This window comes from Pseudodonghicola flavimaris, from assembly GCF_030164425.1.
Lineage (GTDB): Bacteria > Pseudomonadota > Alphaproteobacteria > Rhodobacterales > Rhodobacteraceae > Pseudodonghicola > Pseudodonghicola flavimaris.
In genome coordinates this window covers 43,197-67,602 of sequence record NZ_JASNJD010000023.1, presented here as the reverse complement: position 1 = coordinate 67,602, position 24,406 = coordinate 43,197, and the positions used below count along the sequence as shown (strand labels likewise).

Annotated in this window: 33 protein-coding genes; 11 read left to right on the top strand and 22 right to left on the bottom strand. The window is 66.0% G+C overall.

The genetic code is table 11. The features are described 5' to 3' along the window. Positions 1–14: 14 nt before the first annotated feature. Positions 15–653, bottom strand: coding sequence for a maleylacetoacetate isomerase (maiA, locus tag QO033_RS21610; RefSeq protein ID WP_284482975.1), 639 nt, complete (start codon positions 651–653; stop codon positions 15–17). A gap of 159 nt (positions 654–812) precedes the next feature. Here maiA and QO033_RS21605 point away from each other — a divergent pair, with 159 nt between their 5' ends. Next, positions 813–1,391 (top strand): DUF2585 family protein, encoded by a 579-nt coding sequence (locus QO033_RS21605; RefSeq protein WP_284482974.1) that lies wholly within the window; start codon positions 813–815, stop codon positions 1,389–1,391. Between the two features lie 10 nt (positions 1,392–1,401). Here the strand turns inward: QO033_RS21605 and fahA are convergent, their stop codons facing one another. Together fahA and hmgA are read right to left on the bottom strand one after the other, a co-directional pair. Continuing rightward, positions 1,402–2,661, bottom strand: coding sequence for a fumarylacetoacetase (gene fahA / locus QO033_RS21600; RefSeq protein ID WP_284482973.1), 1,260 nt, complete (start codon positions 2,659–2,661; stop codon positions 1,402–1,404). Between the two features lie 80 nt (positions 2,662–2,741). Then, on the bottom strand, positions 2,742–4,103 hold the full coding sequence (gene hmgA / locus QO033_RS21595; RefSeq protein ID WP_284482972.1) for a homogentisate 1,2-dioxygenase: 1,362 nt from the start codon (positions 4,101–4,103) through the stop codon (positions 2,742–2,744). A 73-nt stretch (positions 4,104–4,176) separates the two neighbouring features. Here hmgA and QO033_RS21590 point away from each other — a divergent pair, with 73 nt between their 5' ends. Together QO033_RS21590 and QO033_RS21585 are read left to right on the top strand one after the other, a co-directional pair. Further along, the gene (locus QO033_RS21590; RefSeq protein ID WP_284482971.1) at positions 4,177–4,626 is read left to right on the top strand and encodes a MarR family winged helix-turn-helix transcriptional regulator; all 450 of its coding nucleotides are present in this window, start codon (positions 4,177–4,179) and stop codon (positions 4,624–4,626) included. 68 nt (positions 4,627–4,694) lie between these two features. Next, positions 4,695–5,936, top strand: a complete 1,242-nt coding sequence (locus QO033_RS21585) for an adenylate/guanylate cyclase domain-containing protein (RefSeq protein ID WP_284482970.1) — start codon at positions 4,695–4,697, stop codon at positions 5,934–5,936. Positions 5,937–5,942: 6 nt separating this feature from the next. On the opposite strand, the gene QO033_RS21580 is transcribed toward QO033_RS21585, so the two are convergent. The 17 genes from QO033_RS21580 to QO033_RS21500 all read right to left on the bottom strand — a co-directional run bounded on the left by QO033_RS21580 (position 5,943) and on the right by QO033_RS21500 (position 17,740). Beyond that, positions 5,943–6,752 (bottom strand): division plane positioning ATPase MipZ, encoded by an 810-nt coding sequence (locus QO033_RS21580; RefSeq protein WP_284482969.1) that lies wholly within the window; start codon positions 6,750–6,752, stop codon positions 5,943–5,945. A 266-nt stretch (positions 6,753–7,018) separates the two neighbouring features. Then, complete coding sequence (gene rpmE / locus QO033_RS21575) at positions 7,019–7,240, bottom strand: 50S ribosomal protein L31 (RefSeq protein WP_284482968.1); 222 nt, start codon at positions 7,238–7,240, stop codon at positions 7,019–7,021. Between the two features lie 11 nt (positions 7,241–7,251). Beyond that, on the bottom strand, positions 7,252–7,638 hold the full coding sequence (rplS, locus tag QO033_RS21570; protein ID WP_284482967.1) for a 50S ribosomal protein L19: 387 nt from the start codon (positions 7,636–7,638) through the stop codon (positions 7,252–7,254). A 339-nt stretch (positions 7,639–7,977) separates the two neighbouring features. Further along, positions 7,978–8,316: a YegP family protein gene (locus tag QO033_RS21565; protein WP_284482966.1), complete on the bottom strand. Its 339-nt coding sequence runs from the start codon at positions 8,314–8,316 to the stop codon at positions 7,978–7,980. A gap of 99 nt (positions 8,317–8,415) precedes the next feature. Beyond that, a complete protein-coding gene (trmD, locus tag QO033_RS21560; RefSeq protein ID WP_284483002.1) occupies positions 8,416–9,186 on the bottom strand; it encodes a tRNA (guanosine(37)-N1)-methyltransferase TrmD in 771 nt (256 codons plus the stop codon). An 88-nt stretch (positions 9,187–9,274) separates the two neighbouring features. Then, a complete protein-coding gene (locus QO033_RS21555) occupies positions 9,275–10,072 on the bottom strand; it encodes a hypothetical protein (RefSeq protein ID WP_284482965.1) in 798 nt (265 codons plus the stop codon). Beyond that, a complete protein-coding gene (locus QO033_RS21550) occupies positions 10,072–10,851 on the bottom strand; it encodes a hypothetical protein (protein WP_284482964.1) in 780 nt (259 codons plus the stop codon). The genes QO033_RS21555 and QO033_RS21550 overlap by 1 nt, the downstream gene beginning before the upstream one ends. 73 nt (positions 10,852–10,924) lie before the next feature. Next, entirely contained in the window at positions 10,925–11,443 is a 519-nt protein-coding gene (rimM, locus tag QO033_RS21545; protein WP_284482963.1) for a ribosome maturation factor RimM, read from the bottom strand. A gap of 6 nt (positions 11,444–11,449) precedes the next feature. Beyond that, a complete protein-coding gene (gene bluB / locus QO033_RS21540; RefSeq protein ID WP_284482962.1) occupies positions 11,450–12,091 on the bottom strand; it encodes a 5,6-dimethylbenzimidazole synthase in 642 nt (213 codons plus the stop codon). Between the two features lie 4 nt (positions 12,092–12,095). Continuing rightward, positions 12,096–12,470, bottom strand: coding sequence for a 30S ribosomal protein S16 (gene rpsP, locus QO033_RS21535; protein WP_284482961.1), 375 nt, complete (start codon positions 12,468–12,470; stop codon positions 12,096–12,098). Positions 12,471–12,511: 41 nt separating this feature from the next. Next, positions 12,512–12,820 carry a chorismate mutase gene (locus tag QO033_RS21530; RefSeq protein WP_284482960.1) on the bottom strand — a complete coding sequence of 103 codons (309 nt, stop codon included), beginning with the start codon at positions 12,818–12,820 and terminating at the stop codon, positions 12,512–12,514. Next, positions 12,813–13,430, bottom strand: coding sequence for a GNAT family N-acetyltransferase (locus tag QO033_RS21525; protein ID WP_284482959.1), 618 nt, complete (start codon positions 13,428–13,430; stop codon positions 12,813–12,815). Before QO033_RS21525 ends, QO033_RS21530 begins: the two co-directional genes overlap by 8 nt. Continuing rightward, positions 13,430–13,954 carry a GNAT family N-acetyltransferase gene (locus tag QO033_RS21520; RefSeq protein WP_284482958.1) on the bottom strand — a complete coding sequence of 175 codons (525 nt, stop codon included), beginning with the start codon at positions 13,952–13,954 and terminating at the stop codon, positions 13,430–13,432. The genes QO033_RS21525 and QO033_RS21520 overlap by 1 nt, the downstream gene beginning before the upstream one ends. After that, positions 13,951–14,502, bottom strand: coding sequence for a GNAT family N-acetyltransferase (locus tag QO033_RS21515; RefSeq protein ID WP_284482957.1), 552 nt, complete (start codon positions 14,500–14,502; stop codon positions 13,951–13,953). Before QO033_RS21515 ends, QO033_RS21520 begins: the two co-directional genes overlap by 4 nt. Beyond that, complete coding sequence (locus QO033_RS21510; RefSeq protein ID WP_284482956.1) at positions 14,499–15,017, bottom strand: GNAT family N-acetyltransferase; 519 nt, start codon at positions 15,015–15,017, stop codon at positions 14,499–14,501. Before QO033_RS21510 ends, QO033_RS21515 begins: the two co-directional genes overlap by 4 nt. A gap of 212 nt (positions 15,018–15,229) precedes the next feature. After that, positions 15,230–16,753, bottom strand: a complete 1,524-nt coding sequence (gene ffh / locus QO033_RS21505; protein WP_284482955.1) for a signal recognition particle protein — start codon at positions 16,751–16,753, stop codon at positions 15,230–15,232. A 396-nt stretch (positions 16,754–17,149) separates the two neighbouring features. Beyond that, complete coding sequence (locus QO033_RS21500) at positions 17,150–17,740, bottom strand: FMN-dependent NADH-azoreductase (protein WP_284482954.1); 591 nt, start codon at positions 17,738–17,740, stop codon at positions 17,150–17,152. A 108-nt stretch (positions 17,741–17,848) separates the two neighbouring features. On the opposite strand from QO033_RS21500, the gene QO033_RS21495 reads away from it, so the two are divergent. Both QO033_RS21495 and QO033_RS21490 read left to right on the top strand, forming a co-directional pair. Continuing rightward, positions 17,849–18,739 carry a LysR family transcriptional regulator gene (locus QO033_RS21495; RefSeq protein WP_284482953.1) on the top strand — a complete coding sequence of 297 codons (891 nt, stop codon included), beginning with the start codon at positions 17,849–17,851 and terminating at the stop codon, positions 18,737–18,739. Next, positions 18,736–19,650 carry a DMT family transporter gene (locus QO033_RS21490; RefSeq protein WP_407682137.1) on the top strand — a complete coding sequence of 305 codons (915 nt, stop codon included), beginning with the start codon at positions 18,736–18,738 and terminating at the stop codon, positions 19,648–19,650. Before QO033_RS21495 ends, QO033_RS21490 begins: the two co-directional genes overlap by 4 nt. Here QO033_RS21490 and QO033_RS21485 read toward each other — a convergent pair. After that, on the bottom strand, positions 19,647–19,988 hold the full coding sequence (locus QO033_RS21485) for an ArsR/SmtB family transcription factor (RefSeq protein WP_284482952.1): 342 nt from the start codon (positions 19,986–19,988) through the stop codon (positions 19,647–19,649). The two genes, QO033_RS21490 and QO033_RS21485, sit on opposite strands and share 4 nt — an antisense overlap. A 231-nt stretch (positions 19,989–20,219) precedes the next feature. On the opposite strand from QO033_RS21485, the gene QO033_RS21480 reads away from it, so the two are divergent. From QO033_RS21480 to QO033_RS21460, 5 genes are all read left to right on the top strand, one after another. Further along, positions 20,220–20,579, top strand: a complete 360-nt coding sequence (locus QO033_RS21480) for an AtpZ/AtpI family protein (protein WP_284482951.1) — start codon at positions 20,220–20,222, stop codon at positions 20,577–20,579. A 2-nt stretch (positions 20,580–20,581) separates the two neighbouring features. Then, on the top strand, positions 20,582–21,352 hold the full coding sequence (locus tag QO033_RS21475) for a F0F1 ATP synthase subunit A (RefSeq protein WP_407682136.1): 771 nt from the start codon (positions 20,582–20,584) through the stop codon (positions 21,350–21,352). 68 nt (positions 21,353–21,420) lie between these two features. Next, a complete protein-coding gene (locus QO033_RS21470) occupies positions 21,421–21,645 on the top strand; it encodes a F0F1 ATP synthase subunit C (protein WP_008562443.1) in 225 nt (74 codons plus the stop codon). Between the two features lie 93 nt (positions 21,646–21,738). Continuing rightward, complete coding sequence (locus tag QO033_RS21465; protein WP_284482950.1) at positions 21,739–22,296, top strand: F0F1 ATP synthase subunit B'; 558 nt, start codon at positions 21,739–21,741, stop codon at positions 22,294–22,296. Between the two features lie 4 nt (positions 22,297–22,300). Next, entirely contained in the window at positions 22,301–22,861 is a 561-nt protein-coding gene (locus tag QO033_RS21460; RefSeq protein WP_284482949.1) for a F0F1 ATP synthase subunit B, read from the top strand. 142 nt (positions 22,862–23,003) lie between these two features. Here QO033_RS21460 and QO033_RS21455 read toward each other — a convergent pair whose 3' ends face one another. Next, entirely contained in the window at positions 23,004–23,768 is a 765-nt protein-coding gene (locus QO033_RS21455) for a FadR/GntR family transcriptional regulator (protein WP_284482948.1), read from the bottom strand. A 144-nt stretch (positions 23,769–23,912) separates the two neighbouring features. Between QO033_RS21455 and QO033_RS21450 the strand changes: the two genes are divergently transcribed. Next, on the top strand, positions 23,913–24,308 hold the full coding sequence (locus tag QO033_RS21450; protein ID WP_284482947.1) for a hypothetical protein: 396 nt from the start codon (positions 23,913–23,915) through the stop codon (positions 24,306–24,308). Positions 24,309–24,406: the final 98 nt, after the last annotated feature.

The window sequence follows — 24,406 nt, the reverse complement described above, 5'->3', positions numbered from 1 at the left end:
GGGACAGGCGGCGATCAGGCCGGCTTGTTGGCGTCGGGATAGGCCGCGGCGAAAGCCGGATGCGCGGCGCAGGCGGTTTCCACCCCGCAGATGCGGGTCAGGTCGGAGACATCGACGCCCCAGCGATGCGCGTTGTAGAGCTGCGGCATCAGGCAGATATCGACCAGGCCGGGTGCATCGCCGCAGGCAAAGGGGGCCTGTTCGAAGCCGGCCAGCATGTCCTCGACCGCCGCAAGACCGGGGCGGATGAACTGCTGCATCCAGTCTTCGCGCACGTTGGGTTTGTCGTCGGTGATCTGGGCGACATAGTTGATGACCTGCAGGTTGCAGATCGGGTGGATGTCCACCGCGATGGCCAGGGCGATGGCCATCTGCCGGGCACGCTCCACCGGTTCCTTGGGCAGCAGTCCCATATCGCGGGTGGAATCGAGATAGTCCAGCATCGCCAGCGACTGGGTCAGCCGCAGCCCGTCGATATCCAGCACCGGCACCAGCCCCTGCGGGTTGCGGGCGACATGGTCGGGGGCCTTCTGTTCCTTCTTCGTCAGGTCGACCGAGACGGAGGTATAGTCGATCCCGGCGAGATTGAGCGCGATCCGCATCCGGTAGGCGGCGGAGGACCGCCAGTAATCATAGAGCACTGTATCGCTCATGTCCGTTCTCCTGTTCTTCGGCCCGCCGGCGGGGCACGTCGCGGCGGAGGCTAATGGGTTCAGTCTGTCCCGGCCATACGAAAGGCGCCGCCACGCGGCCCGGCCGGGGTGGTCCGGTTTTCGGTGGACGGGGCCGGGCCGGCATGGTGATGTCGCGCCATGCTGCAGTCCTCACGCCGGCCCGGCTCTCTGTCCTTCGCATTTCTGCTCGCGGCGATCGTTGCCGCCACGGCGCTCTGTCTCTGGGCGATGGGGCGCAATCTGATCTGCCCCTGCGGCCATGTCGCAATCTGGTATGCCCCGGGCGACCCGGGACCGAGCAGCCAGTCGCTGTTCGACTGGTATACGCCTAGCCACCTGCTGCACGGCCTGCTGTTCTATGCCGCGCTGTGGTGGGTCGCGCGGAATTGGTCGCTGGACCGGCGTCTGGTCGTGGCGCTGCTGGTCGAATGCGCCTGGGAGATCGTCGAGAATACCCCCTGGATCATCGAACGTTATCGCAGCGCCACCGTGTCGGTGACCTATAACGGCGATGCGGTGATCAACTCCGTCTGCGATATCCTGGCGATGCTGCTGGGATTTGCCCTGGCCCGGCGGCTGCCGGTCTGGGCCAGCGTGGCGGTGGTCCTTGGCTTCGAACTGCTGACCACCTGGCTGATCCGCGACGGGCTGGCGCTGAACATCCTGATGCTGCTGTGGCCGCTGCCCGCCGTGGTGGATTGGCAGGCAGCGGTCTGAGCCGCGGGGATCAGTCCCGCGCGTAGGGGTCGGCCAGCGCCGGCACCACCTTGCCGACACAATCACCGAAGCCGATGGTATAGCCATCGCCCTTGGCGGCCCCTTTCAGGGTCAGCGTGTCGTTGTCTTCGATGAAGCTGCGGGTGACGCCGCCGGGCAGTTCGACCGGTTCCTTGCCGCTCCAGCTGATTTCCAGCAGCGAGCCACGGCTGTCCTTGGTCGGGCCCGAAATGGTGCCGGAGCCCAGCAGATCGCCCACGTTCATCGGCGAGCCGGCAGTGGTGTGATGCGCCAGCTGCTGCGCGGCGGAATAATACATCTCCTTGTAGTTGGTTTCGGAGATGGTGGCTTCGGTGCCGTCCTCGGGCTGCAGCGTGACCTCGAGCGCGATGTCATAGAGCATCGGGCCGCAGTCCTTCAGATGCGGCAAGAGCTCGACCTCACGCGCCGGGGTGTCGGTGCGGAAGGGCTCCAGCGCCGCCTTGGTCACGATCCAGGGGCTGATGGTGGTGGCCGTCGCCTTGGCCTGGAACGGCCCCAGCGGCTGGTATTCCCAGGCCTGGATATCGCGCGCCGACCAGTCGTTCAGCAGCACATAGCCGAAGATGTTGTCATCGGCTTCCTGCACGGTGATCGGCCCGTCCGAGGCGGTGCCGACGATGGCACCCATTTCCAGCTCGATGTCGAAGCGGGCACAGGGGGCGAAGCGCGGCACGGCGTCGTTCGGTCCCTTGAGCTGCCCCCAGGGGCGACGCACCTCGGTGCCGGAGACGACGACGGAGGAGGCCCGGCCGTTATAGCCGATGGGGATGTGCAGCCAGTTCGGCGGCAGCGCGTTTTCCGGCCCGCGGAAGATCGAGCCGACGTTGAAGGCGTGATGCTTGCCGGCATAGAAATCGGTGTATTCGCTGACCGCGAAGGGCATGTGCATCTCGGCCGCGGCCATCGGCACCAGGAAGGCGGCGACCTTGTCGGCCTCGTCGGCGCCTGCGGACAGCAGCGCGGTCAGACGTTCGCGCAGCGCGGCCCAGACGGCGGGGCCTTCTTCCATCAGCGCGTTCCAGAACGGCACGTCGAAGACCGGCGCATCGGTCAGGCTGATCAGCCCGGCCTCTTCGGCGGCGGTCACGTCAAGGATCTGATCGCCGATGGCAACGCCGCAATGCGGTTCGGTGTCAGCGGTCGAGAACACGCCATAGGGCAGGTTGTTCAGCGGAAAGGGGCAGTCGGCGGAATTGGCGCTTTCCACCCAGCTTTTCATCAGGGGCATGGGGTCTCCCAAAACTTACGTGGGTCTTGCCAGGAGTCCCTGGGGGAAACCTGGCAAGAAAATTCGATTGTTCCTACGGCTTACTTCTTGCCGGGCGTGCCGTCGAACTTCTTTTCGATATCGGCCCAGCAGTCGATGTAGTCGTCTTGCAGCGGGGCCTCCTTCGCGGCGAAGGCGGTCAGGTGCTGCGGGAAGCGCGTTTCGAACATGAAAGACATGGTGTTGTCGAGCTTCTCGGGCTTGAGATCGGCGTTCGAGGCACCCTCGAAGGCGTTCTTGTCCGGCCCGTGCGGCAGCATCATGTTGTGGAGCGACATCCCGCCCGGCACGAAGCCCTGCGGTTTCGCGTCATACTGGCCGTAGATGTTGCCCATCAGCTCGGACATGATGTTCTTGTGATACCACGGGGGACGGAAGGTATCTTCCATCACCATCCAGCGTTCGCGGAACAGCACGAAGTCGATGTTGGCGGTGCCCGGTACGCCGGAGGGCGCCGTCAGCACGGTGAAGATCGACGGATCGGGGTGATCGAACAGGATCGAGCCGACCGGGCAGTAGGTGCGCAGATCGTATTTCACTGGCGCATAGTTGCCGTGCCAGGCCACCACATCCAGCGGGCTGTGGTCGATCTGGGTGACATGGAACTGGCCGCACCATTTGATCGTCACGGTCGAGGGCGCGTCGCGATCCTCGAAAGCGGCGACCGGCGTCTTGAAGTCGCGGCGGTTGGCCATGCAGTTGGCGCCGATCGGGCCGCGGCCCGGCAGTTCGAATTTCTGACCGTAGTTCTCGCAGACGAAGCCACGGGCGGGCCCTTCCAGCACTTCGACGCGATAGAGCAGGCCGCGCGGGATGATCGCGATCTCCTTGGGTTCGAGATCGATGATCCCCAGCTCGGTGGCGAAGCGCAGCCGGCCCTCCTGCGGCACGATCAGCAGCTCGGAATCGGCGGAGAAGAAGTAATCGTCCTTCATCGAGGCCGTGACCAGATAGATGTGGCTGGCCATGCCGACCTGGGTGTTCACGTCGCCCGCGGTGGTCATGGTGCGCATGCCGGTCAGCCAGGTCAGCGGCTGATCGCTGACCGGGACGGGATCCCAGCGGTACTGGCCCAGGCTGACCACGTCGGGATCGACGTTGGGGGCCGACTTCCAGTAGGGCAGGTCGATCTTGGTATAGCGGTGGCTGTGCTTGACCGACGGCCGGATGCGATAGCACCAGGTGCGTTCGTTCTGATGGCTCGGCGCGGTAAAGGCCGTGCCGCTGAGCTGTTCGCCATAAAGCCCGTAGTTGCATTTCTGCGGGCTGTTCATGCCCTGCGGCAGGGCGCCGGGCAGAGCTTCGGTTTCAAAGTCGTTGCCAAATCCAGGCATATAACCTTCGGTGGTCCCGAAGGGCGTCGCAGCCTGCACCATCTGGTGCGGATCGGTGGGACGATTCATCGCGCGTTCCTCCTTTTGATGCTTGTTGCCTATTAGTTGATTTTGTAACTAACAATATAGGATGGAGGAAAATTTGACAAATCCGGGTGAGGAGTCCGACTCTTTCGACCTTGCCAGCTTCCTGCCGTTCCTGTTGAACCAGGCGGCGGAGGAGGCCTCTCTGGCGTTCCAGAACGTCTATAAGGGGCGCTACGGGATGCTGCGCACCGAATGGCGGGTGCTGTCGCATCTGGGCATGTACGGCAGGATGACGGCCAAGGACATCGGCGACCGGGCCCGGGTTCACAAGACCAAGATCAGCCGCGCGGTGCGCCGGCTGGAGGAGCGCCGGTTCCTGACCCGCAGCCCGGACGAGGCCGACCGGCGCTCGGAAATCCTGCAGCTGACCCCGGCCGGCGAGGCGGCCTATCGCGATCTGAGCGGGGTTGCGCGCGACTACGACGCGCAGCTGGCGGCGCGGTTCAGTCCCGAGGATCAGGCCCTGTTGCGGCGTATGCTGCGTCAGCTTGCCGATCGGGGCTAGACTGCGGAATTTCGCGCGTCATTCTATAAGGTGTTGAAACCTTTCTCCGCTTTGCGCAAAGCCCTGTGATGTCCGACACCGATTCCTCCCTGCCGCCTGTCTCTGCCCTGTCCGCCTGGTTGGTCGACCGGGGGCTGGATGGCACCGCGCGCGAAGATCTGCTCACCGGCTATTGCGAGAAACTGGTGAGCTTCGGTCTGCCGCTGATGCGGCTGCATGTGGCGCAGCGGGCGTTGCACCCGCGGTTCGGCGGCATCGGCTTCGACTGGTTGCGCGATGGCGGCAATATCTCTCTTGAGCGCTATGCACATGGGGTGGAGCCGCCGGTGCCGTGGCTCAAGAGCCCGCTCTATCACCTGCTGAAAAGCGGCGAGATGGAATTTCGCGCGCATCTCGATGACGCTGTCGATGAAGACCGGTTTCCGATCCTGCGCGATCTGAAGGAGCAGGGCGGCACTGACTATTTCGCGACGGGCCTGTTCTTCGAAAAGCCGCCCGCCTCGAATTATGTCGACCCCGACAACACGAAACAGGGGATGCTGGCGTCTTACACGACCGACGCCCCGCAGGGGTTTTCCGAGCAGGACCTGAGCCTGATTCGCTGCACCCTGCCGCCGCTGGGGCTGGCGCTGAAGGCGACCGCGAACCGCCGCATGGCGCAGGATCTGCTGCAGGTCTACCTGGGGCGGGATGCCGGTCAGCGGGTGCTGTCGGGCGAGATCCAGCGCGGCTCGGTCGAAGAGCTCGACGCCGTCGTCTGCCTGTTCGACCTCAGCGGCTTCACCTCGCTGGCCGAACAGATCCCGGGGCCGGAGATGATCGCCATGCTCAACGCCTATCACGGGCTGGCGGTCACCGCGATCCAGGAGCGCGGCGGCAATGTGCTGAAGTTCATGGGCGACGGGCTTCTGGCGATGTTCGATCACCCCGACCCGCGCGATGCCGCCTGCGCCGCGCTCGATATGGTCACCGTTCTCAGCGATCGGGTCGCCCGTGCCAACCGGAACCGCGAACGCGACGGGCTGCCGGTGGCGCGCTGCACCTTCGCGCTGCATGCCGGCCAGCTCTATTACGGCAATATCGGTGGCGAGGACCGGCTGGATTTTACCGTGATCGGCCCTGCCGTCAACCTGACCGCGCGGGTCGCCGAAATGCACCGAGCGCTGGGCCGGCGGGTGATCCTGACCGAGCCGGTGTTCGATGTCGCCCGCGCCGGCAAACATGATCTGGTCTCGCTCGGCCGCTATGTGCTGCGCGGCATCTCTAAGCCGCAGGAACTCTACACCATCTGGCCCGACGGCGGGGTCTGAGGCGGGTCAGAACTTGACTTCGACCCCCGGCAGTTTCAGCGCCTTCATCATGTCGCGCAGCTCCTGCCGCGCTGCGATGTTGGAAATGTTCAGCTGCCGCACCCCGATGTCCTTGAGGTCGAGCAGCGTCAGCCCGCGCGGGAACAGCTCGCGGAAGATCACCCGTTCGGAAAACCCGGGTGCCACGCGGAACCCGATGCGGTTCGACAGCATCGTCACGGCGCGCTCCATCTTCTCCTTGTTGACCATGCGCTGGGTGCCGACGCGGTTGCGCAGCACGATCCAGTCGATCGGCTTCAGCCCGGCCTGCGCCCGCAGCTGCCGGGCATTCCAGACCATCTCGGAATAGACCGAAGGCCCCAGGATCTTCTCGCCGCTCTCGTCGGTGCGCGCCAGCAGGTCGAAATCGATGAAACTGTCGTTCAGCGGCGTGATCAGCGTATCGGCCAGGGAATGGGCCACCTGGCTCAGCCGGGTGTGCGATCCGGGGCAGTCGATCAGGATGAAATCCGATCCCGCCTCCAACCCGGCGATCGCCGCCGACAGCCGGTGATCATAGACATTCTCGCCCGGCGTCAGCGTCGCCGGATCGATTTCCGGCAGCGGGTGCAGATGCACCGTCGGCAGCGTCACATCGGACTTCGCCATGAAGGCGCTGCGATTTTCGACATAGCGCGACAGGGTGCGCTGGCGCAGATCCAGATCCAGCACGTTGACCGTCTTGCCCAGCCGCGCCAGCGCGGTCGCCACATGCATCGAGACGGTGGATTTCCCCGCCCCGCCCTTTTCGTTCCCGATTACGATAATATGCGCCATCGTTCCGCTTTCCGGCCCTTGTTAGGCTCTGAATTCCCTTGCCGGATACAATATATTGGGGCTTTTGCAAGAAAAACCCCTAAGGACGTCAAAGCCTGCGCGATGCGTGAAATTTGCGCGGTCGCCCCCTTCGACCTGGGCGCAAATATCCCGGGGGACTCGCCGCAGGCGAGGGGGGCAGCGCCCCCGACGCGCCCGGCCGCAACGCAAAACGCCGCCGCTGGATCTCAGCGACGGCGTCCGCAACGCTCCGAAGGGCGGCTGGATCAGAAACCCAAGCCTTCGTATTTCTTCTTGAACTTCGACACGCGGCCGCCGGCGTCCAGCAGGCGCGAGGTGCCGCCGGTCCAGGCCGGGTGCACCGAGGGGTCGATGTCCAGGGCCAGCTGGTCGCCTTCGGCGCCCCAGGTGGATTTCATCTGGATGACGGTGCCATCGGTCATCTTGACGTCGATCAGGTGGTAATCGGGATGGATGTCTTTTTTCATCGCTCCGCTCCTTACGCCTCGGCGCCAGCCGATTTGGGTTTGTAGTTGGTGACCTCTGCGATCCGGGCGGATTTGCCGCGACGCGAACGCAGGTAGTACAGTTTCGCACGGCGGACACGGCCACGGCGCACGACGGTGATGCTCTCGATGTTGGTCGAGTAGAGCGGGAACATCCGTTCCACGCCTTCACCGAAGGAAATCTTGCGGACGGTGAACGATCCGGCGATGCCTTCGCCGTTCTTGCGGCTGATGCAGACGCCTTCGTAGTTCTGCACCCGGGTACGGGTCCCTTCGGTCACCTTGTAACCGACGCGCACGGTGTCGCCGGCTTTGAAATCGGGGATGTCTTTCCCCAGGGCGGCAATCTGTTCCGCCTCGAGCTGTGCGATCAGATCCATCGCAGCTTCTCCTGATAGGCTCGTGGTTGCTCCACGAAGGTTTGCGCGTCCTCAGAGCTCTCGGTCTTCATCGGGTCCGCCTGTCCCGAAGGATCGGGCGCCCGCCAGAGATCAGGTCGACTTTGACTTGTCGGTTGCGCCGCCCCGGTTGCGACGGTGGCGGAGAAGAACCCGCCGGTGTCCCGGAAAACGACAAAATGCCTGAGTCGGGAGACCCCGGTCAGGCAGCGTCCGTTTAGGGGAGCCAGGCCGTTATTGCAAGCCTGTTGCAGGCTGGACTCCCCCGGATGTCACGGAATTTCGGGGCAGCTCCGCTGCGGCGGCGCCGCCGCGCCCGGCTCAGGCGTCGGTCAGGTCGACCAGCGTGGCCTCGGGGGCGTTGTTTTTCACCGACTCGATGCCGTTGTCGCGGCCCGAGGCGCTGGTATAGCTCTGGCTGGTGCCGATCACCTGGCCGTTCGTGGCCTTCAGGTTGAACATGAACTTGCCGGCGGCGGTTTCCTTGCGCTCGTAGCGCGCGTCCTCGGGGGCGTTCTTGCGAACCGACTCGATGCCGTTCTCGGCGCTGGCGCGCTGCTTGTAGCCTTCGCTGGCCAGGATGTTCTCGCCGTTGCCGGCCTTCAGGCGGAATCGGAATTCCCCCGCGTTGTCCTTGTAGAGCTCGAATTTGCCAGCCATGGCGCAACCTCCGAATAAACCAGCGTTCATGTTGCGCTAACTATTCCCGAGGATGGCCGGCGCTGCAATGCACCAGCTGCACTGTCGCGGCGGTGGCGCTCACTCCGTCCCGGTTTCGTCGCGATAGGCGGCCCAGAGATCGGGGCGGCGGGCGCGGGTGATCTCTTCGGCGGTCTGGCGGCGCCAGTCGGCGATGCGGCCGTGATGGCCGGACATCAGCACCTCGGGGATGGGGCGGCCCTGCCATTCGGCCGGGCGGGTGTATTGCGGATGTTCCAGCAGCCCGGCGGAGAAGCTCTCCTCCTCGGTCGAGGCCTGGTTGCCCAGCACCCCGGGCAGCAGCCGCACGGTGGCGTCGATCAGCGCCTGGGCGGCGATCTCGCCACCGGTCATGACGAAATCGCCGAGGGAAACCTCCTGCACGCCGTAATGCTGCAGCACCCGTTCGTCGACACCCTCGAACCGGCCGCAGATCAGCGTCACCCCATCGGCGCGGGCCAGGTCGCGCATCATCGCCTGATCCATCCGCCGGCCCCGAGGCGACAGGTAGATCAGCGGCCAGCGCGGGGTGGTGTAGGCCATCGCCGCCTCGATCGCGGGGCCCAGAACATCGGCACGCAGCACCATGCCGGCGCCGCCGCCGGCGGGGGTGTCGTCGACATTGCGGTGTTTGCCGATGCCGTATTGCCGCAGATCGAGCGTCTCAAGCTGCCACAGACCCTGCTGCAGCGCCTTGCCGGTCAGGCTTTCGCCCAGCACCCCGGGGAAGGCGCCCGGGAACAGGGTGATGATCTTCGCCTTCCAGACCCCGTGCAGATCCGGTGTCGGCGACATCAGTTCGCGCGGTTTCAGCGATGGGCGGATGCTCATCCGGCCCAGCGAGCGGCCCGGCGATTGGCTCGAGGTCGGCTCGGGGGCGTTCTCCGGGGTCTTGCCGGCGGTGTCGGCGGGGGTGTCGTCAGTCACGGGCATTCTCCTGCGCGGCCTTGAGGATGGCGCGTTTCGCGGCCTTGCGGGCGTCGCGGTCGGTGTAATCGCGGTTGGCGGCCAGAAGTTCAAGCAGAACCGCGTCGCCGGCCCGGGTATTGGCCGGGGGCACCGGGGTCAGGGCGGCCAGTGCCGGTTCCGGCAGCTCACACAGCCGCAGCAGCGGCGCCGCCGGGCCGAGCGGCTGGCCGGCGCAGTCCTCCAGCCGGATCCGGGTCAGCGGGCAGGGCAGGGCGGCGGCCACGGCATCGGCCGCGGCCTCCAGATCGGCGCCGGGGCGGGTGGTGCGGGCGAAATCGTCCCAGTCCCGCGTCATCGAGGAGGATTTCACATGTTCCCAATAGGCGCTGCGCAGCCACGGTTCAGGCTGGCGCAGGCCCAGCACATACCGCAGGGGCGTGCCAGGGTGCAGTTCTGTCACGATGCGGGCCATCTCGGCGGCCAGGATCGGGGCGGCGCCATAATCCGGGATACCTTCGCGCCCGGGCAGATGGCCCGAAAGCTCCTCCGCCGACAGGCACAGCACCCGTCGCGGCATGCCGGGCAGGCGCGCCAGCCGGTCGCGGAACCGGTGGGCGAATTTGTCCAGACTGAAGGGATCGCGCCAGGTGGAGAAGCCACGGGCGGCGCGCAGCACCTCGGGCATCTCGGGGCCGAGCAGCGGCCGGACATGGGGTTTCAGCGCCGCCCGGTTGTGCTTGAGAACCTGTTGCAGCGTCGAGGTGCCGGTCTTGTGAAACCCGGCGTGGATGACGATGGCGCGGGGCATCAGGGCAGCGCCGCCAGCAGCGCCTGTTTCGCGGCATGCACCTCGGCATCGTCGCGGTCGCTGCGGTTCAGCCGCAACAACGCTGCGGTGCAATCGGCGGGCGCTGCGCGGTTGGCCATGGGCGGCGCGATCAGCCCGGCCCTTGCCGCTGGCGGCAGGTCGCAGAGATCGAGCAGCGGGTCGAGCGGTCCCAGCGCACGGTCACGGCTCTGCTCCAGCGCGGTGTGATGCACCGGGACGGGGGCCACCGCCTCGGCGATCTGCGCCACCATCGCGGGCAAATCGGCGGCGGCGCGATGGCGTTCGGCGAAGCTGTCGGCATCCAGCCGCATCCGCGTGGCGCGCAGATGCTGGGCGTGACAGCTGGCAAGCCAGGCCTCCGGCGCGCGGGTGGAGAAATAGAACACCGGCTCCGCTTCCGGTGCGATCTCTGCCAGCGTGGCGACGACCGCCTGCATCAGCGCCGGCGCGGCGCCGTAATCGGCGACGCCGTGGCGTCCCGGCATATGGCCGGCCAGATCCTCGGCGCTCAGCATGATGGGGCGCGGATCGCGACGGTTCCAGCGGGTCATCAGCACTGCCAGCTCATACCGGAAGAGCGCCATTTCCAGCGGATCGCGTGCCTCGGACCAGGCCCGGGCGGTGCGGCCGGCGGCGGCGCTGCGGCCCCGGGGCACCAGTCGCAGATGGCGCGAGAGTGCGTCGCGGTTCAGCGCCAGGCCCTGTTGCAGCGTGGTGGTGCCGGTCTTGTGAAACCCGGCATGGCAGATCACCCGCATGGGCTTCTGCCCCGGTCTGCCGGCGCGGGCACGACCGTCGGGGCCGTTGCCCGATGGTCGTGCTCGCGCCGCATCAGAACAGCCCCTCGGGCGGATCGGCGATCAGCCGGCCGGCCTCCAGATCGACGGTCGGCACGACGGCGCGGGTAAAGGGCATCAGCACGGTGGCGGACTGGCCGGGCACCTGCAGCTCCAGTAGGTCGCCAGCACCGTGGTTCTGCACGTCCTTGACCCGGCCCAGCGATGTGCCGCCGGTGTCCAGCACCTCGAGCCCGATCAGGTCGGAATAATAGAACTCGTCCTCAGGCAGCGCCGGCAGACGGTCACGCGGGGCGAACAGCGACACCCCGCGCAGGGTGTCGGCGTCGTCCTTGGTTTCCACCCCGCCGAGCCGGGCGGCAAAGCCGTTCTTGATACTGCGGGTGAGCACCACGGGAAAGCTCTGGCTACCGTCTTCGGTCAGCAGCGGGCTGTACAGTTCGATATCCTCGGGATTGGCGCAATAGCTTTTCAGCCGGACTTCGCCGCGCACGCCAAAGGCGCCGGCGACGGTGCCGACACAGACCAGATCTTCAACAGCCGATTTCGTCATGGGGCCTCAGCGGGTGTCTATGGGCAGGTCGGCGCGACGCCGTTCCCAGCCCTGTTCTTCGAGTTCCGGGGTTTGTGATACATCTTCGGGATAGCCGAGGCAAAAATATCCGATCAAGGCCCAACCCTCCGGCGCCGCCAGATCGCGGTTGAGCCGGTTGGGATCGAGCACCGAGACCCAACCCAGCCCCAGACCCTCGGCGCGCAGCCGCAGCCAGAAGAGGGTGAGTGCGGCCACCACGGAATAGCGGCGCATCTCCGGCATGGTGCCGGCGCCCAGACCGTGCCCCTGATCGCTGGTCTCGTCGCAATAGAGCGCGAATTGCACCGGCGCCTCCTGCATGCCCGACAGCTTGAGACGGCTGTAGAGCGCGGCGCGGTCGCCATCGTATCCGGCCAGAGCCCGGGCGTTGGCGTCCTGGAAATTCTGCAGGGCGGCGGCGCGGGCGGTGTTGCTGTCGATCCGCAGGATGCGCCAGGGTTCGCTCAGCCCGACGGAAGGGGCGAGCTGAAATGCAGCGAGGCAGCGCGTCAGCACTGCCTCGTCCACGGGATCGCGGCGAAACCGGCGCACGTCGCGCCGGAACCGCATCAACAGATCGAGCTGGCCGCGAAATTCGGCAGAGAATTCCGGATCCCGCGGCGCCACGGCCTTACTCTTCGGCCGGAGCAGCTGCGGCTTCGGCAGCTTCGGCGGCCTTGGCAGCTTTCTCCTCGGCGCGGTCCTGAGCTTTCTTGCCCGGGACGGCTTTCTTCGGGTTGTTCCGGGTTTTCTTTTCCAGAACGCCGGCGGCTTCCAGCATGCGGGCGACGCGGTCGGTCGGCTGGGCGCCTTTTTCAAGCCAGGCTTTGACGGCGTCCAGGTCCATCTTCACGCGCTCTTCGCTGTCTTTCGGCAGCAGCGGGTTGTAGGTGCCCAGCTTCTCGATGAAGCGGCCATCGCGGGCCATGCGGCTATCAGCGGCGACGATGCGGTAGAAGGGGCGTTTTTTCGACCCACCGCGGGCCAGACGGATTTTCATTGCCATTGTGGTTTCTCCTTTGATGGCGTTGACCGGATATTGTCCGGTTATTCTTGGTGTTTCTTGTGGTGGCGGATGACTTCCTCAATGATGAAATTGAGGAAAGCCTTGGCGAATTCGGGGTCCAGATCGGCCTTTTTCGCCAGGTCTTCGAGCCGTGCGATCTGCAGCGCCTCGCGGGCGGGATCGGACGGGGGAAGGTCGTGTTCGGCCTTGAGCTTGCCCACCGCCTGGGTGTGCTTGAACCGCTCGCCAAGGGTATAGACCAGGATCGCATCGAGCCGGTCGATGCTTTCGCGGTGTTCCCGCAGCAGCGCGGCGGCGCGGGCGGCGTCGTCGTTGGCGGCGTCAGTCAATGGCCCATCCTTTCGGTTTGAACAGCGGGTCGGCGTAATGGCCGATCTCCATCTCGATCCCATGCGCCAGCTGGGTGCCGGCCAGCGCGGCGGGGGCGGGGTGGCGATAGACGGTATCGCTGCCGTCGACCGGCGTGGCATCGGGGTCCTTCACCGCGCCCAGCCGTTCGGCCAGCCGGATCGAATCGAGGTTCTTGGGGTCGATATAGCTGACCGCCGTGTCCCAGCCGAGCGCCCCGTAGAGGTAGCCGCGCACCGCATGGGTGGCCTCCAGCGCGATGCCGCGGCCTGCCTTGCCGGGCCAGATCACCCAGGCGATCTCGGCCTCGGGCCACATCGCCGGTTTCCAGCCGCCGGCCATGCCGCAGGTCTCGTCGGTGTCGCGGTCGTGGATCATCCACATGCCAAAGCCGCGGATCTGCCAATGCCCGATCTCGGCCGCGTAGAGCATCCAGGATTCGTAAGGATTCAGCGGACCGCCCATGAAGCGGGCGCGATAGCTGGTGAAGGTGGCCTTGAAATTCGGGTAGTCCTGCGGCTCCGGCCCGCGCAGGATCAGCCGCTCGGTTTCGATCACCGGAATGCTGGAAGGGGAGAAGGACAGGGGCATCAGAGCGCCTCCTGCTTCGGGTGGCGCCAGACCTGGCAGGCATGGCCCATCACTTCGCCATCGCGTTCGATTTCGGCGCCCAGGCGGGCGGCGAGCGCTTGCGACCGCAGGTTGGCCGGATCGATATAGGAGATCACCCCGTCGAGCCCGAACTGCGCCGCGCCATAGGCGCGCGCGGCCAGGGCAGCCTCATGGGCCACGCCCTGGCCTTCGGCGCTCTCATAGAGATGCCAGCCCAGTTCCGGTTCGTCCCAGCCATCGGCGTTGATGAAGCCGACCCGGCCCAGCGGCGTGTCGTCCGCCTTGTCGGCGATCACCCACATGCCGTAGCCGCGCAGCACCCAATGCCCGATGGAGCCGGAAAAGCCGCGCCAGGCGATGGCGCGGTCCTGCGGCCCGCCGATGAAGCGGCTACGCTCGGAGGCCATCAGCGCGGCATGGGCGTCGAAATCGCTCTCGACCGGGCCACGCAGTACCAGCCGGTCGGTCTCGATCACCGGGATGGGCAGGCTCATCGGCGTCATGCGTAGGCCTCCATGCCGCCGTCGGTCAGATCGTCCGGGCCGGGGTGGCGCCAGATCTGCATCGGCCCGTGGCGTTCGTGCACGAAGTCGCCGTCATGCCGGGCGCCGAGCCTCTGGGCGACCCTGGCAGAGCCGACATTGGCGGGTTTCACCAGGCTGATCACCGTGTGCAGGCCCAGCACGGTATAGGCATAGGTCCGCGCCGCGGCGCCGGCCTCGGTGGCATAGCCCTTGCCCTCGTGGCCGTTGAACAGATCCCAGCCGATCTCCGGCTCCGGCCAGCCTTCGGGCTCGAACAGGCCGACCATGCCGACGGCCTTGTCGCTGCCCTTGACGGTGACGGTCCAGCGGCCGAAGCCCTTCAGCGTCCAGTGGCCGATCTCCATCGCCAGCATGCGCCAGGCGCCTTCCGCCGTCAGCGGGCCGCCGACGAAATCGGCGCGCGGGCTGGCGTAGAATTCGGCGAAGGGGCCGAAGTCCTGACGCCCGGGCGCGCGCAGGATCAGCCGGTCGGTCTCCAGCGTCGGAATGGTCAGCGTATAGCTCATGCCAACCCCCTGAGATCATGGACGATCACCACATCGCCCGGATCTTCGCCCGCCCGGTCGGGGTCGATCACCCCGCCAAGCCGCAGGCCGAGCGCGATGGACCGGTCGTTGTTGGGATCGATGATATTTGTGACCTCGTCCCAGCCGAAATTACGCCGGGCCCAGAGCATGACCGCCCGGGCAGCCTCAGACGCGATGCCCTTGCCCTCGGCTTCGGGCACCACGAACCACCCCAGTTCCGGGCCGGGATAGCCGTCGGGCTCGTAAATGCCGACCTCGCCCAGATACTGGCCGGTGGTGCGGTCGTCGATGCCGAAGGGGCCGTAGCCACGCAGGGTCCAGATCGCCACGTCCGAGGCCCAGACCCGCCAGGCCTGATCGCGCGACAGGATCCCGCGCTCATATCGGGCGCGTTCGGTCGCGAAGAACTCGGCCCAGCGTTCGAAGTCGGAGAGCTTCGGCGCACGCAGGGTCAGCCGGTCGGTTTCCAGCGTGGGGATGAGGAAAGAGGTCATGCGCCACTCTCCTTGCCAAGGCTCGGGCGCGCCCCGGTCGTGACCGAGGTGGCGGGGGACTTGGGCAGGCTTGCCCAAGCCTGACGATCAGAGCCCGGCCCACGGCGCACCGGAACCGTCCCGGCGGAGGCGGGCGCGGTGCCCCCCGTCCGGCGCGGGCCGGGCGCCATTGCGCCGAAAGCCTGGGTGTTGATCGTCATTGCCATTGCCGCTTACTTCTTCTTGCCGAATCCGCTCAGACCCGGGGGCAGGCCCATGCCGCCGCCCAGTCCCGGCAGGCCGCCGGGCATGCCGCCCGGCATCTTGCCGCCCAGCTGCTTGGCCGCCGCTTCCAGCGCCTTGGGGTCCATCTGCGACGGGTCCATGCCGGCGGGCAGGCCGCCGCCCTTGCCGAACATGCCCTTCATGGCCTGTTTCAGCATCTTGCCTTTGCCCATCTTGCCGATCTTCTTCATCATGTCGCTCATCTGGCGATGCATCTTCAGAAGCTTGTTGAGGTCGGCCACCTCCATCCCGGCGCCGGCGGCAATGCGTTTCTTGCGACTGGCCTGCAGCAGTTGCGGGTTGGCACGTTCCTTCTTGGTCATCGACTGGATCAGCGCGATCTGCCGCTTGATCACCTTGTCGTCGAAGCCGGCCTCCTCGACCTGCTTGGCCATCTTGCCCATGCCGGGCATCATCGACATCATGCCTTCCATGCCGCCCATCTTGAGCATCTGCTCAAGCTGCATCCTCAGGTCGTTCATGTTGAACTGACCCTTGACCATGCGGCGCATCATCTTCTCGGCCTGCTCGGCCTCGATGGTTTCCTGCGCCTTCTCGACCAGCGCCACGATGTCGCCCATGCCGAGGATACGGCCGGCGATGCGATCAGGCTCGAAGGTCTCCAGCGCGTCCATCTTCTCGCCCAGGCCGACGAAGCGGATCGGCTTGCCGGTGACCGCGCGCATCGACAGGGCAGCACCGCCGCGACCGTCGCCGTCCATCCGGGTCAGCACCACGCCGGTGACGCCGATCTTGTCGTCGAATTCGGTGGCGACGTTCACCGCGTCCTGACCGGTCAGGCCGTCGACCACCAGCAGGGTCTCACGCGGGTTGACGACGTCGCGCACATCGGCGGCCTGCTGGATCAGCTCCTGATCGATATGCAGCCGACCGGCGGTGTCGAGCATATAGACGTCATAGCCGCCAAGGCTCGCCTGGGTCTTGGCGCGTTTGGCGATGGCGACCGGATCCTCGCCCTTGACGATCGGCAGGGTGTCGACGCCGATCTGGGCGCCGAGGATCTGCAGCTGCTCCATGGCCGCCGGGCGGTTGGTGTCGAGCGAGGCCATCAGCACCCGCTTGCCATCCCGCTCCTTCAGGCGCTTGGCCAGCTTGGCGGTGGTGGTGGTCTTGCCCGAACCCTGCAGGCCCACCATCAGGATCGGCGCCGGCGGCGTGTCGATCTTCAGCGCGCCGGCTTCACCCTCGCCGCGCAGCACGTCGACGAGCGCGTCATGGACGATCTTGACCACCTGCTGGCCCGGGGTGACCGATTTGGTCACCGCCTGGCCGGTGGCCTGATCCTGCACCGTCTTGACGAAATCGCGCGCCACCGGCAGCGATACGTCGGCTTCCAGCAGGGCGACACGGACTTCGCGCAGGGCGGTTTTCACATCCTCTTCGGACAGCGCGCCCTGCTTGGTCAGCCGGTCGAAGACGCCGGAGAGGCGTTCGGATAGATTTTCAAACATGCCTTCGGCCTCCTTCGCCGGTTTCCATGTGTCGCCCCCAAGGTAGGAAGAGACGGTTCAATTCTCAAACGCTCCGGGCCGCGTCAGAGAGATTTGCAAACGCTTTTGCCCCCACGGGCGAAACTCGCTGGTGGGGGGCGATCCCGACACGGGCGCCGGGACCGGAAGGCTGTCGGCTTCCGGATTTGGGCAGCGGTTACGCGGTTTGCGCCGCTGAGTCAAGCTGGCAGGCCCGCGGAAGGCGCCCCGTGGCCCGCAGCGCAGGGGGGGCGCCGGCCATGGGCTGGAAACAGATGCGGCGCGCCCGGTGAGGAGGCGCGCCGCGACGGGCGGTCGAGTGGTGGCGTGAGAACCGCCCTTTGGCCCCGGTTAGGGGCCATGTTCGGATGGCGATGTTCAGACGGCCAGGGCGTCGATCTGGGCTTCGGCGGCTTTCAGCGTCGCCTCGGCGTCGAACACCAGCTGGTCGGCATGGACGAACTGCACGTCGGTGATGCCGAAGAAGCCCAGCATCTGTTTGACCCAGCCCGAGGCGAAGTCGATCTCGGAGCCGAACTGGGTGCCGTCTGAGGTGAAGACCACGAAGGCGCGCTTGCCTTTCAGCAGGCCTTCGGGGCCGGCTTCGGTATAGCGGAAGGTTTCGCCGTTGCGGCCGAGGTGATCGAACCAGGCCTTCAGTTGCGCCGGGACGCCGAAGTTATAGACGGGCAGCGCGATCAGCAGGGTGTCGGCGGCGCGGACCTCGGCCAGCAGCGTATCCGAGAAGGCGGCGATTTCGGCCTGACCGGCGTCGCGGTCGGCGGCCGGGGTGAAGATGGCGCCGATCCAGGCACCGTCGATAGCGGGGATGCCGGCGGAGAGATCGCGGGAGGCCACCTCGGCGCCCGGATGGGCGGCGGTCAGGCGGGCCAGGGTGCGGTCCAGCAGCTTGTGCGAGACGGATGCGTCGCCCTTGATAGAGCTGTCGATGCGAAGGATCTTGGTCATGGATGTGACTCCGGTCTGGAAAGTGTGTTACCTCTGCCACCAGAATTAGGCCTTGCGCCAATGAACACAATTGAAGAGATTACACATGAAGTGTGATGTGGTGCACATATGAAGCTCGACAATTGGGATGAGATCCGCACCGCCTATCAGGTGGCGCGCATGGGCACCGTCAGCGGCGCCGCCGAGGTGCTGGGCGTGCATCATGCCACCGTGATCCGCCATATAGACGCGCTGGAAACCCGGCTGGGCGTCAAGCTTTTCCAGCGCCATGCCCGCGGTTACACCGCGACCGAGGCGGGGCAGGATCTGCTGCGGGTGGCGCAGGCCACCGACGATCAGTTCAGCCAGCTGGTCGGCCGGCTGAAAGGCCAGGGCGACGAGGTGACCGGAGAGCTGGTGGTCACCTCGCTGGCGTCGCTGTCGCCGATGCTGGTGCCGGTGCTGGCAGAGTTCCAGGCCCTGCACCCCGGGCTGATCGTGCGTTTCCTGACCGGGGAGCGGTTGTTCCGCCTGGAATACGGTGAGGCGCATGTGGCGGTGCGCGCCGGTTCCGCCCCCGATCAGCCCGACAATGTGGTGCAGCGGTTCTCGGACATGCCGGTCGCGCTCTATGCGGCGCAGAGCTATGTCGCGGCGCATGGCCGGCCGGAGCGGGAGGAGGATTTCGCCCGGCACCGCTTCGTCGGCGACGACGATCCCGACACCCGCGCACCTTTCAGCAAATGGCTGCAGGCCCATATCCCGCAGGAACAGGTGACCTTCCGCTGCAATGGCGGCGAGGCGATGGAACAGGCCATCCTGGCCGGCGCCGGCATCGGCTTCATGGCGGTCTGGGAGGCCGAGCGTCACCCGGAGCTGGTGCAGCTGATGCCGCCGCAGCCGGACTGGTCCGGCGCGCTCTGGCTGGTGACCCATGTCGACCTGCATCGCACCAACAAGGTGCAGAGCTTCCTGCGCTTTCTCAAGGACCGCGCCCAGAGCTGGTCTGCCGGCGCATGAACGGCGCGGCCGAACGCCCGGCGCCGCGGCTGAGCCCGCGGGTACAGGGACATCTGGCGATGCTGAGCTTTTCGGCGCTGGTGGCGGGGTCCTTCTCGCTCGGCGCGCAGGTGGCCAACCAGATTGCCCCGGCGGCGATCAACGCGGCCCGCTTTGCCATCGCCGCGGTGGTGATCGGCTTGCTGGCCACCGCCACCGGCAAGATGCGGCGCCAGGCCTTTGTCGCGCCTTGGCGCTATCTGGTGCTGGGCGGTCTCTTCGCCGCCTATTTCGTGCTGATGTTCGAGGGGCTGAAAACCGCGGCTCCGGTCAGCGCCGCCGCCGTCTTCACCCTGACCCCGATCCTGACTGGCCTGTTCGGCTGGTGGCTGCTGCGGCAGGTGACCAGCCCGCGGATGGCGCTGGCGCTGGCGATCGGCGCGGCCGGTGCGCTCTGGGTCATCTTCGACGGCGACTGGCAAACCGCCCGGGCCTTTCACATCGGCAAGGGCGAGGCGGTCTATTTTCTCGGCTGTATCGCCCATGCCGCCTATACGCCGATGGTGCGCCGGCTGAACCGGGGCGAGCCGGCGGTGATTTTCACCTTCGGCATGCTGCTGGCGGGCTTTCTGCTGCTGACGCTTTACGGGTGGTCCGATATCCGTGCCACCGACTGGGCGGCGCTGCCGCCGATCGTCTGGATCGGGCTGTTCTATCTGGCGATCTTCGCCAGCGCGGCCACCTTCGTTCTGCTGCAGTTCGCAACTCTCAGGCTGCCGGCGGCCAAGGTGATGGCCTATACCTATCTTACCCCCAGCTGGGTGATCCTGTGGGAGATCGCTCTGGGCCACGGCGCCCCCTCCGGGTTGGTGCTGGTGGGCATCGTGTTGACGGTGGTGGCGTTGGTCCTGCTGCTGGAGCAGGACGGCTAGGCGCCGCTTTCCGCGTCTTCCTTCAACTCGACCTCCAGGAACCGCTCGAAGGCGTCCAGGTTCACCGGTTCGAACTGGCCGAAGCCCTGCATCCAGACGCTGGCGGCGCGCAGCGCGTCGGGTTCCAGCTTGCACCATTTGACCCGGCCGCGCCGTTCCTGGCTGATCAGCCCGGCGCGGCTGAGGATGGTCAGATGCTTGGAAATCGCCGCCAGCGACATCTCGAAGGGCTCCGCCACATCGGTCACCGCCATGTCGTCCTCCAGCAACATGGCCAGGATCGCCCGACGGGTCGGGTCGGCCAGGGCGGCAAAGACGGTATCGAGCGGATCGGCCATGGGGCCCCCTAGCTGCGGCTGCCGGCAATCGTCAACCTTTCGGTTGAATATGCCCTTTCCCCCGGTTTCGCGCCAGAGGCCGTGCTGCCGCGCCGCGTCCCGGTCTTCTTATGTGAAAAAAATACACAATATAACAATTGGTTACGCCTTTCTCGGCGATTGCAATCTGGTGATTGACTCTATGCCCCCCAGCCCTTAGCACCATCCCCGACGACAGCGTGGGGACCATCGGTGACCGAAGACGACCAAAAGCAGCGCCTGGCGCGGCTTGAGGCCCGGCTCGCAGAGGCCAGAAAGGCACAGGAGCCGAAACCCCGCGTTGACGAGCATTATTCCCAGGCGAACCTTGCCTGGCGGATGGTGATCGAACTTGTTGCCGGTCTCGGGATCGGCTTCAGCATCGGCTACGGGCTGGATAGCCTGTTCGGGACCATCCCGATCCTGCTGGTGCTGTTCACATTGCTGGGTCTCGTTGCGGGCGTGAAGACGATGCTGCGCAGCGCCAAGGAGATCCAGGCACAGATTGAGGCCGATCAGGCCGCACAAGAGACCCGGGTTGACGAGCCCGCGCGAGAGGACGAGAGGGACTGAACGTGGCAACCGAAGCGCATGGTGCAGAGCACGCCGCCGAAACGGGCGGTCTGGTATTCCACCCGATGGATCAGTTCATCGTGAAGCCGCTGTTCGGGGGCGACACGATTTCCTGGTACACCCCCACCAACGTGACTCTGTGGATGGCGATTTCGATCCTGGTGATCGTCGGTCTGCTGGTCATGGGCTCCTCGCGCCGTGCCATCGTGCCGACCCGGATGCAGTCGATGGCCGAGATGACCTACGGCTTCATCCACAAGATGCTGGAAGACATCTGCGGCAAGGAAGGGCTGAAGTTCTTCCCCTACGTGATGACGCTGTTCATGTTCATCGTGACCGCCAACTTCCTGGGCCTGGTGCCGATGTCCTTCACCCTGACCTCGCATTTTGCCGTCACCGTGGTGCTGGCGCTGCTGGTCTTCCTCACCGTGACCATCGTGGGCTTCGTCAAGAACGGCGCCTCCTTCCTCGGTCTCTTCTGGGTGTCGAGCGCGCCGCTGGCCCTGCGCCCCATCCTCGCCGTGATCGAGCTGATTTCCTACTTCGTCCGTCCCGTCAGCCACTCCATTCGTCTTGCCGGCAACCTGATGGCCGGTCACGCGGTGATGAAGGTCTTCGCCGGCTTCGCCGCCCTGACCATCGTCAGCCCGGTGTCGATCCTGGCGATCACGGCCATGTACGGGCTGGAACTGCTGGTGGCCTTCGTTCAGGCCTATGTGTTCACAATTCTGACCTGCGTGTACCTCAAGGATGCGCTGCATCCCTCGCACTGACGGCTGACCCGCAACTCAGACCCGCATCTCAACAGACTTATCCACTTTCCATCGTAAGGAGATATCAAATGGAAGGCGAACTCGCACACATCGGCGCTGGCCTGGCTGGCATGGGCACTGGCATCGCAGCTCTGGGTGTTGGCAACGTGGCTGCCAACTTCCTGGCCGGCGCTCTGCGCAACCCCTCGGCGGCTGCCTCGCAGACCGCGACCCTGTTCATCGGTATCGCATTTGCAGAAGCTCTGGGCATCTTCTCGTTCCTGGTTGCCCTGCTGCTGATGTTCGCCGTCTAAACCGACTTCGGAACATACGATCCTTACGGTCGGGCGGCGCGCGCAACCGGCGCTGCGCTGCCCGATGTAGGTTAAGTTCCCAAGGAGGACGACATGGCAACTGAGACACACGACGCAGGTCAGGCCGCTGCTGACATGGCCCATGGTGCCGCCCAAGGCGGTGTCGGCATGCCGCAGCTGGATTTCTCGACCTTTCCGAACCAGGTGTTCTGGCTGGCGGTCACGCTTGTCGTGATCTACCTTGTCCTGTCGCGGGTTGCACTGCCGCGGATCGGCGGCATTCTGGCCGAACGGACCGGGACGATCACCAACGACCTGGCTGCGGCCGAAGACCTGAAAGCCAAGGCCGTCGAGGCCGAGGAAGCGTATAACCAGGCCCTGGCCGACGCCCGCAGCGAAGCGCAGCGGATCGCCGCCGAGGCCCGTGCGGAAATCCAGGCCGACCTGGATGACGCCATCGCCAAGGCCGACGCCGAGATCGCCGCCAAGACCGCGGAATCGGAAAAGGCCATCGCAGAAATTCGCGCCGGCGCGCTGGAAAGCATCCAGACCGTCGCCAAGGACACCACAGCCGAGATCGTCGGCGCCCTGGGTTTCCAGGCCGACGACGCCGCGGTTGCCGGTGCAATCGCAGACCGGATGAAAGGATAAGGGAATGCGCAGTCTTTCCGCTCTGATCCTGATGCTGGCAGGCACCAGCCCGGCGCTGGCCGCCAGCGGCCCGTTCTTCTCGCTGCACAACACCAACTTCGTGGTGCTGCTGGCCTTCATCGTCTTCCTGGCGATTCTGGCCTACTTCAAGGTGCCCGGCATGATCGGCGGCCTGCTGGACAAGCGGGCCGAAGGGATCAAGTCCGAGCTGGACGAAGCCCGCGCTCTGCGGGAAGAAGCCCAGACCCTGCTGGCCTCTTACGAGCGCAAGCAGAAGGAAGTGCAGGAACAGGCCGAGCGCATCGTCGCCAACGCCCGTACCGATGCCACCGCAGCGGCCGAGCAGGCGAAGCTCGATCTGGAGAAATCCATCGCCCGCCGTCTGACCGCCGCGCAGGAGCAGATCGCCTCTGCCGAAGCCGCCGCCGTCAAAGAGGTGCGCGATCAGGCCGTGGTCATCGCCGTGTCGGCCGCCAATGAGGTGATCGCCAAGCAGATGTCCGCCGCTGAGGCGAACAAGCTGATCGACGAGGCCATCGCCGAGGTGGACGCCAAGCTGCACTGAGCCCGGCGCTCCGCGACAGATCATCAGAAAACCCGGCCATCGTGCCGGGTTTTTCTTTTTGCGGCTGGTGTCGGGCGGCAGGGGCGTCCGGGCGGTCTTGCCGCCGGATAGCGTCAGTCGGAGCGCGACGCAGCGAGGCGTGTCAGCCCTTGCTGTTCTCGTGTTCGAGCCGCTGACGCGCGACGGTCTCGTTCCGCTCCGCCCGGCGCTGATCTTCCAGCGCGGCGCGGACATAGTCCAGATGCGCCTCCACCGCAGCGCGGGCGGCGGCAGGGTCACGGGCCTGCAGCGCCGCGTTGATCGCCCGGTGCTGGTCCAGCAGCGCCGCGCGGGAGGTGCGCTGCTGAAACATCACCTTGCGGTTGTAGAAGACCCCTTGCCGCAGCAGATCGTACATCGCCCGCATCATGTGCAGCATCACCACATTGTGGCTGGCATCGATGATGGCGGAATGGAATTGGCTGTCGAGCTCGGCGGCGCTGTCGCCGCCGGGCGGTGCGGCTTCCATCCGGTCGAACAGGGTCTGGATCACCTTCAGATCACTGTCCGAGCCGAGCCGGGCGGCCCGTTCGGCAGCGAGCCCCTCCATGTCACGGCGAAAGGAGAGGTAGTCGAAGACCGCTTCGTCGTGCCGGGCGAAAAGCCGGATCAGCGCCGGGGAAAAGGCGGAATTCAGCACTTCTGCGACGAAGATGCCGGCGCCGGCGCGGGTGGTCAGCAACCCGTCCTGCTGCAGCTCGGCAATGGCGTCGCGCAACGACGGGCGCGAGACACCGAGCCGGATGGCCAGATCGCGTTCCGAGGGCAGCCGCTCGCCCGGGCGGAGAACGCCGCGCAGGATCAGTTCCTCGATCTGGCGGACAACGGCAGCGGACAGCTTTTCGGGCTGGACTTTGTGGAACGGCATGTGGGCTCCGGACCTGGGGTCCTGCGGTTATAGGGGGGCGCCCGCCACGGCTCAAGCCACCTTGACCGGCGACCTTGACCGGCGGCGGATGGCGGCGGGCCGGGCTTAGCCATCTGTTAACCTTGCTCTGGCAGCCTTTTCACCATGCGATATCTGATGGCGATCCTCGGTCTGGCGATGCTGGCGGCGTGCAACACGCCCTCGCTCCCCTATCGGGGGAAACCGGCGACGCGGATCGCGGTGAATGGCAGCGTCTTCGATGTCCGACTCGGCGAAAAGACCGCAGAGGCGATCCGTATCAACCGTGAATTCGCGCCGCGGTTTGAGCCGGTGCGTACCCGCGCGGCACTGGCGATGATGCTGGTCAGCGGCTGCAAGGTGACCAAGGTGCGGGGCGATCAGGCGGTGGTCGTGGCCAAACTGTCCTGCGCCGGCAAGCCGCCCGGCGTGGTGATGTCCTGCCACCGGCTGGCGGCAGCGACGGTGGCGACGGCCGCGGCGCCCCCGGCCTATCGCTGCGATCCGAAGGGGCCGGTCTAGCTGGATGGCTCGTGTCGGGAAGTCCGCGTAGACGCCCCAATATATTGGGGATAACCGGCGTCTCTCTGCCAGATGCAGGGGGCGGGCGGTTGACTCTG

What these genes read in the sequence shown, in the direction of transcription:
- maiA (WP_284482975.1), bottom strand. Translation starts at nt 653, where the DNA reads ATGAGCGATACAGTGCTCTATGATTACTGGCGGTCCTCCGCCGCCTAC.
- QO033_RS21605 (WP_284482974.1), top strand. Translation starts at nt 813, where the DNA reads ATGCTGCAGTCCTCACGCCGGCCCGGCTCTCTGTCCTTCGCATTTCTG.
- fahA (WP_284482973.1), bottom strand. Translation starts at nt 2,661, where the DNA reads ATGCCCCTGATGAAAAGCTGGGTGGAAAGCGCCAATTCCGCCGACTGC.
- hmgA (WP_284482972.1), bottom strand. Translation starts at nt 4,103, where the DNA reads ATGAATCGTCCCACCGATCCGCACCAGATGGTGCAGGCTGCGACGCCC.
- QO033_RS21585 (WP_284482970.1), top strand. Translation starts at nt 4,695, where the DNA reads ATGTCCGACACCGATTCCTCCCTGCCGCCTGTCTCTGCCCTGTCCGCC.
- QO033_RS21580 (WP_284482969.1), bottom strand. Translation starts at nt 6,752, where the DNA reads ATGGCGCATATTATCGTAATCGGGAACGAAAAGGGCGGGGCGGGGAAA.
- rpmE (WP_284482968.1), bottom strand. Translation starts at nt 7,240, where the DNA reads ATGAAAAAAGACATCCATCCCGATTACCACCTGATCGACGTCAAGATG.
- rplS (WP_284482967.1), bottom strand. Translation starts at nt 7,638, where the DNA reads ATGGATCTGATCGCACAGCTCGAGGCGGAACAGATTGCCGCCCTGGGG.
- QO033_RS21565 (WP_284482966.1), bottom strand. Translation starts at nt 8,316, where the DNA reads ATGGCTGGCAAATTCGAGCTCTACAAGGACAACGCGGGGGAATTCCGA.
- trmD (WP_284483002.1), bottom strand. Translation starts at nt 9,186, where the DNA reads ATGAGCATCCGCCCATCGCTGAAACCGCGCGAACTGATGTCGCCGACA.
- QO033_RS21555 (WP_284482965.1), bottom strand. Translation starts at nt 10,072, where the DNA reads ATGCCCCGCGCCATCGTCATCCACGCCGGGTTTCACAAGACCGGCACC.
- QO033_RS21550 (WP_284482964.1), bottom strand. Translation starts at nt 10,851, where the DNA reads ATGCGGGTGATCTGCCATGCCGGGTTTCACAAGACCGGCACCACCACG.
- rimM (WP_284482963.1), bottom strand. Translation starts at nt 11,443, where the DNA reads ATGACGAAATCGGCTGTTGAAGATCTGGTCTGTGTCGGCACCGTCGCC.
- rpsP (WP_284482961.1), bottom strand. Translation starts at nt 12,470, where the DNA reads ATGGCAATGAAAATCCGTCTGGCCCGCGGTGGGTCGAAAAAACGCCCC.
- QO033_RS21525 (WP_284482959.1), bottom strand. Translation starts at nt 13,430, where the DNA reads ATGCCCCTGTCCTTCTCCCCTTCCAGCATTCCGGTGATCGAAACCGAG.
- QO033_RS21520 (WP_284482958.1), bottom strand. Translation starts at nt 13,954, where the DNA reads ATGACGCCGATGAGCCTGCCCATCCCGGTGATCGAGACCGACCGGCTG.
- QO033_RS21515 (WP_284482957.1), bottom strand. Translation starts at nt 14,502, where the DNA reads ATGAGCTATACGCTGACCATTCCGACGCTGGAGACCGACCGGCTGATC.
- QO033_RS21510 (WP_284482956.1), bottom strand. Translation starts at nt 15,017, where the DNA reads ATGACCTCTTTCCTCATCCCCACGCTGGAAACCGACCGGCTGACCCTG.
- ffh (WP_284482955.1), bottom strand. Translation starts at nt 16,753, where the DNA reads ATGTTTGAAAATCTATCCGAACGCCTCTCCGGCGTCTTCGACCGGCTG.
- QO033_RS21500 (WP_284482954.1), bottom strand. Translation starts at nt 17,740, where the DNA reads ATGACCAAGATCCTTCGCATCGACAGCTCTATCAAGGGCGACGCATCC.
- QO033_RS21495 (WP_284482953.1), top strand. Translation starts at nt 17,849, where the DNA reads ATGAAGCTCGACAATTGGGATGAGATCCGCACCGCCTATCAGGTGGCG.
- QO033_RS21490 (WP_407682137.1), top strand. Translation starts at nt 18,736, where the DNA reads ATGAACGGCGCGGCCGAACGCCCGGCGCCGCGGCTGAGCCCGCGGGTA.
- QO033_RS21485 (WP_284482952.1), bottom strand. Translation starts at nt 19,988, where the DNA reads ATGGCCGATCCGCTCGATACCGTCTTTGCCGCCCTGGCCGACCCGACC.
- QO033_RS21470 (WP_008562443.1), top strand. Translation starts at nt 21,421, where the DNA reads ATGGAAGGCGAACTCGCACACATCGGCGCTGGCCTGGCTGGCATGGGC.
- QO033_RS21465 (WP_284482950.1), top strand. Translation starts at nt 21,739, where the DNA reads ATGGCAACTGAGACACACGACGCAGGTCAGGCCGCTGCTGACATGGCC.
- QO033_RS21460 (WP_284482949.1), top strand. Translation starts at nt 22,301, where the DNA reads ATGCGCAGTCTTTCCGCTCTGATCCTGATGCTGGCAGGCACCAGCCCG.
- QO033_RS21455 (WP_284482948.1), bottom strand. Translation starts at nt 23,768, where the DNA reads ATGCCGTTCCACAAAGTCCAGCCCGAAAAGCTGTCCGCTGCCGTTGTC.
- QO033_RS21450 (WP_284482947.1), top strand. Translation starts at nt 23,913, where the DNA reads ATGCGATATCTGATGGCGATCCTCGGTCTGGCGATGCTGGCGGCGTGC.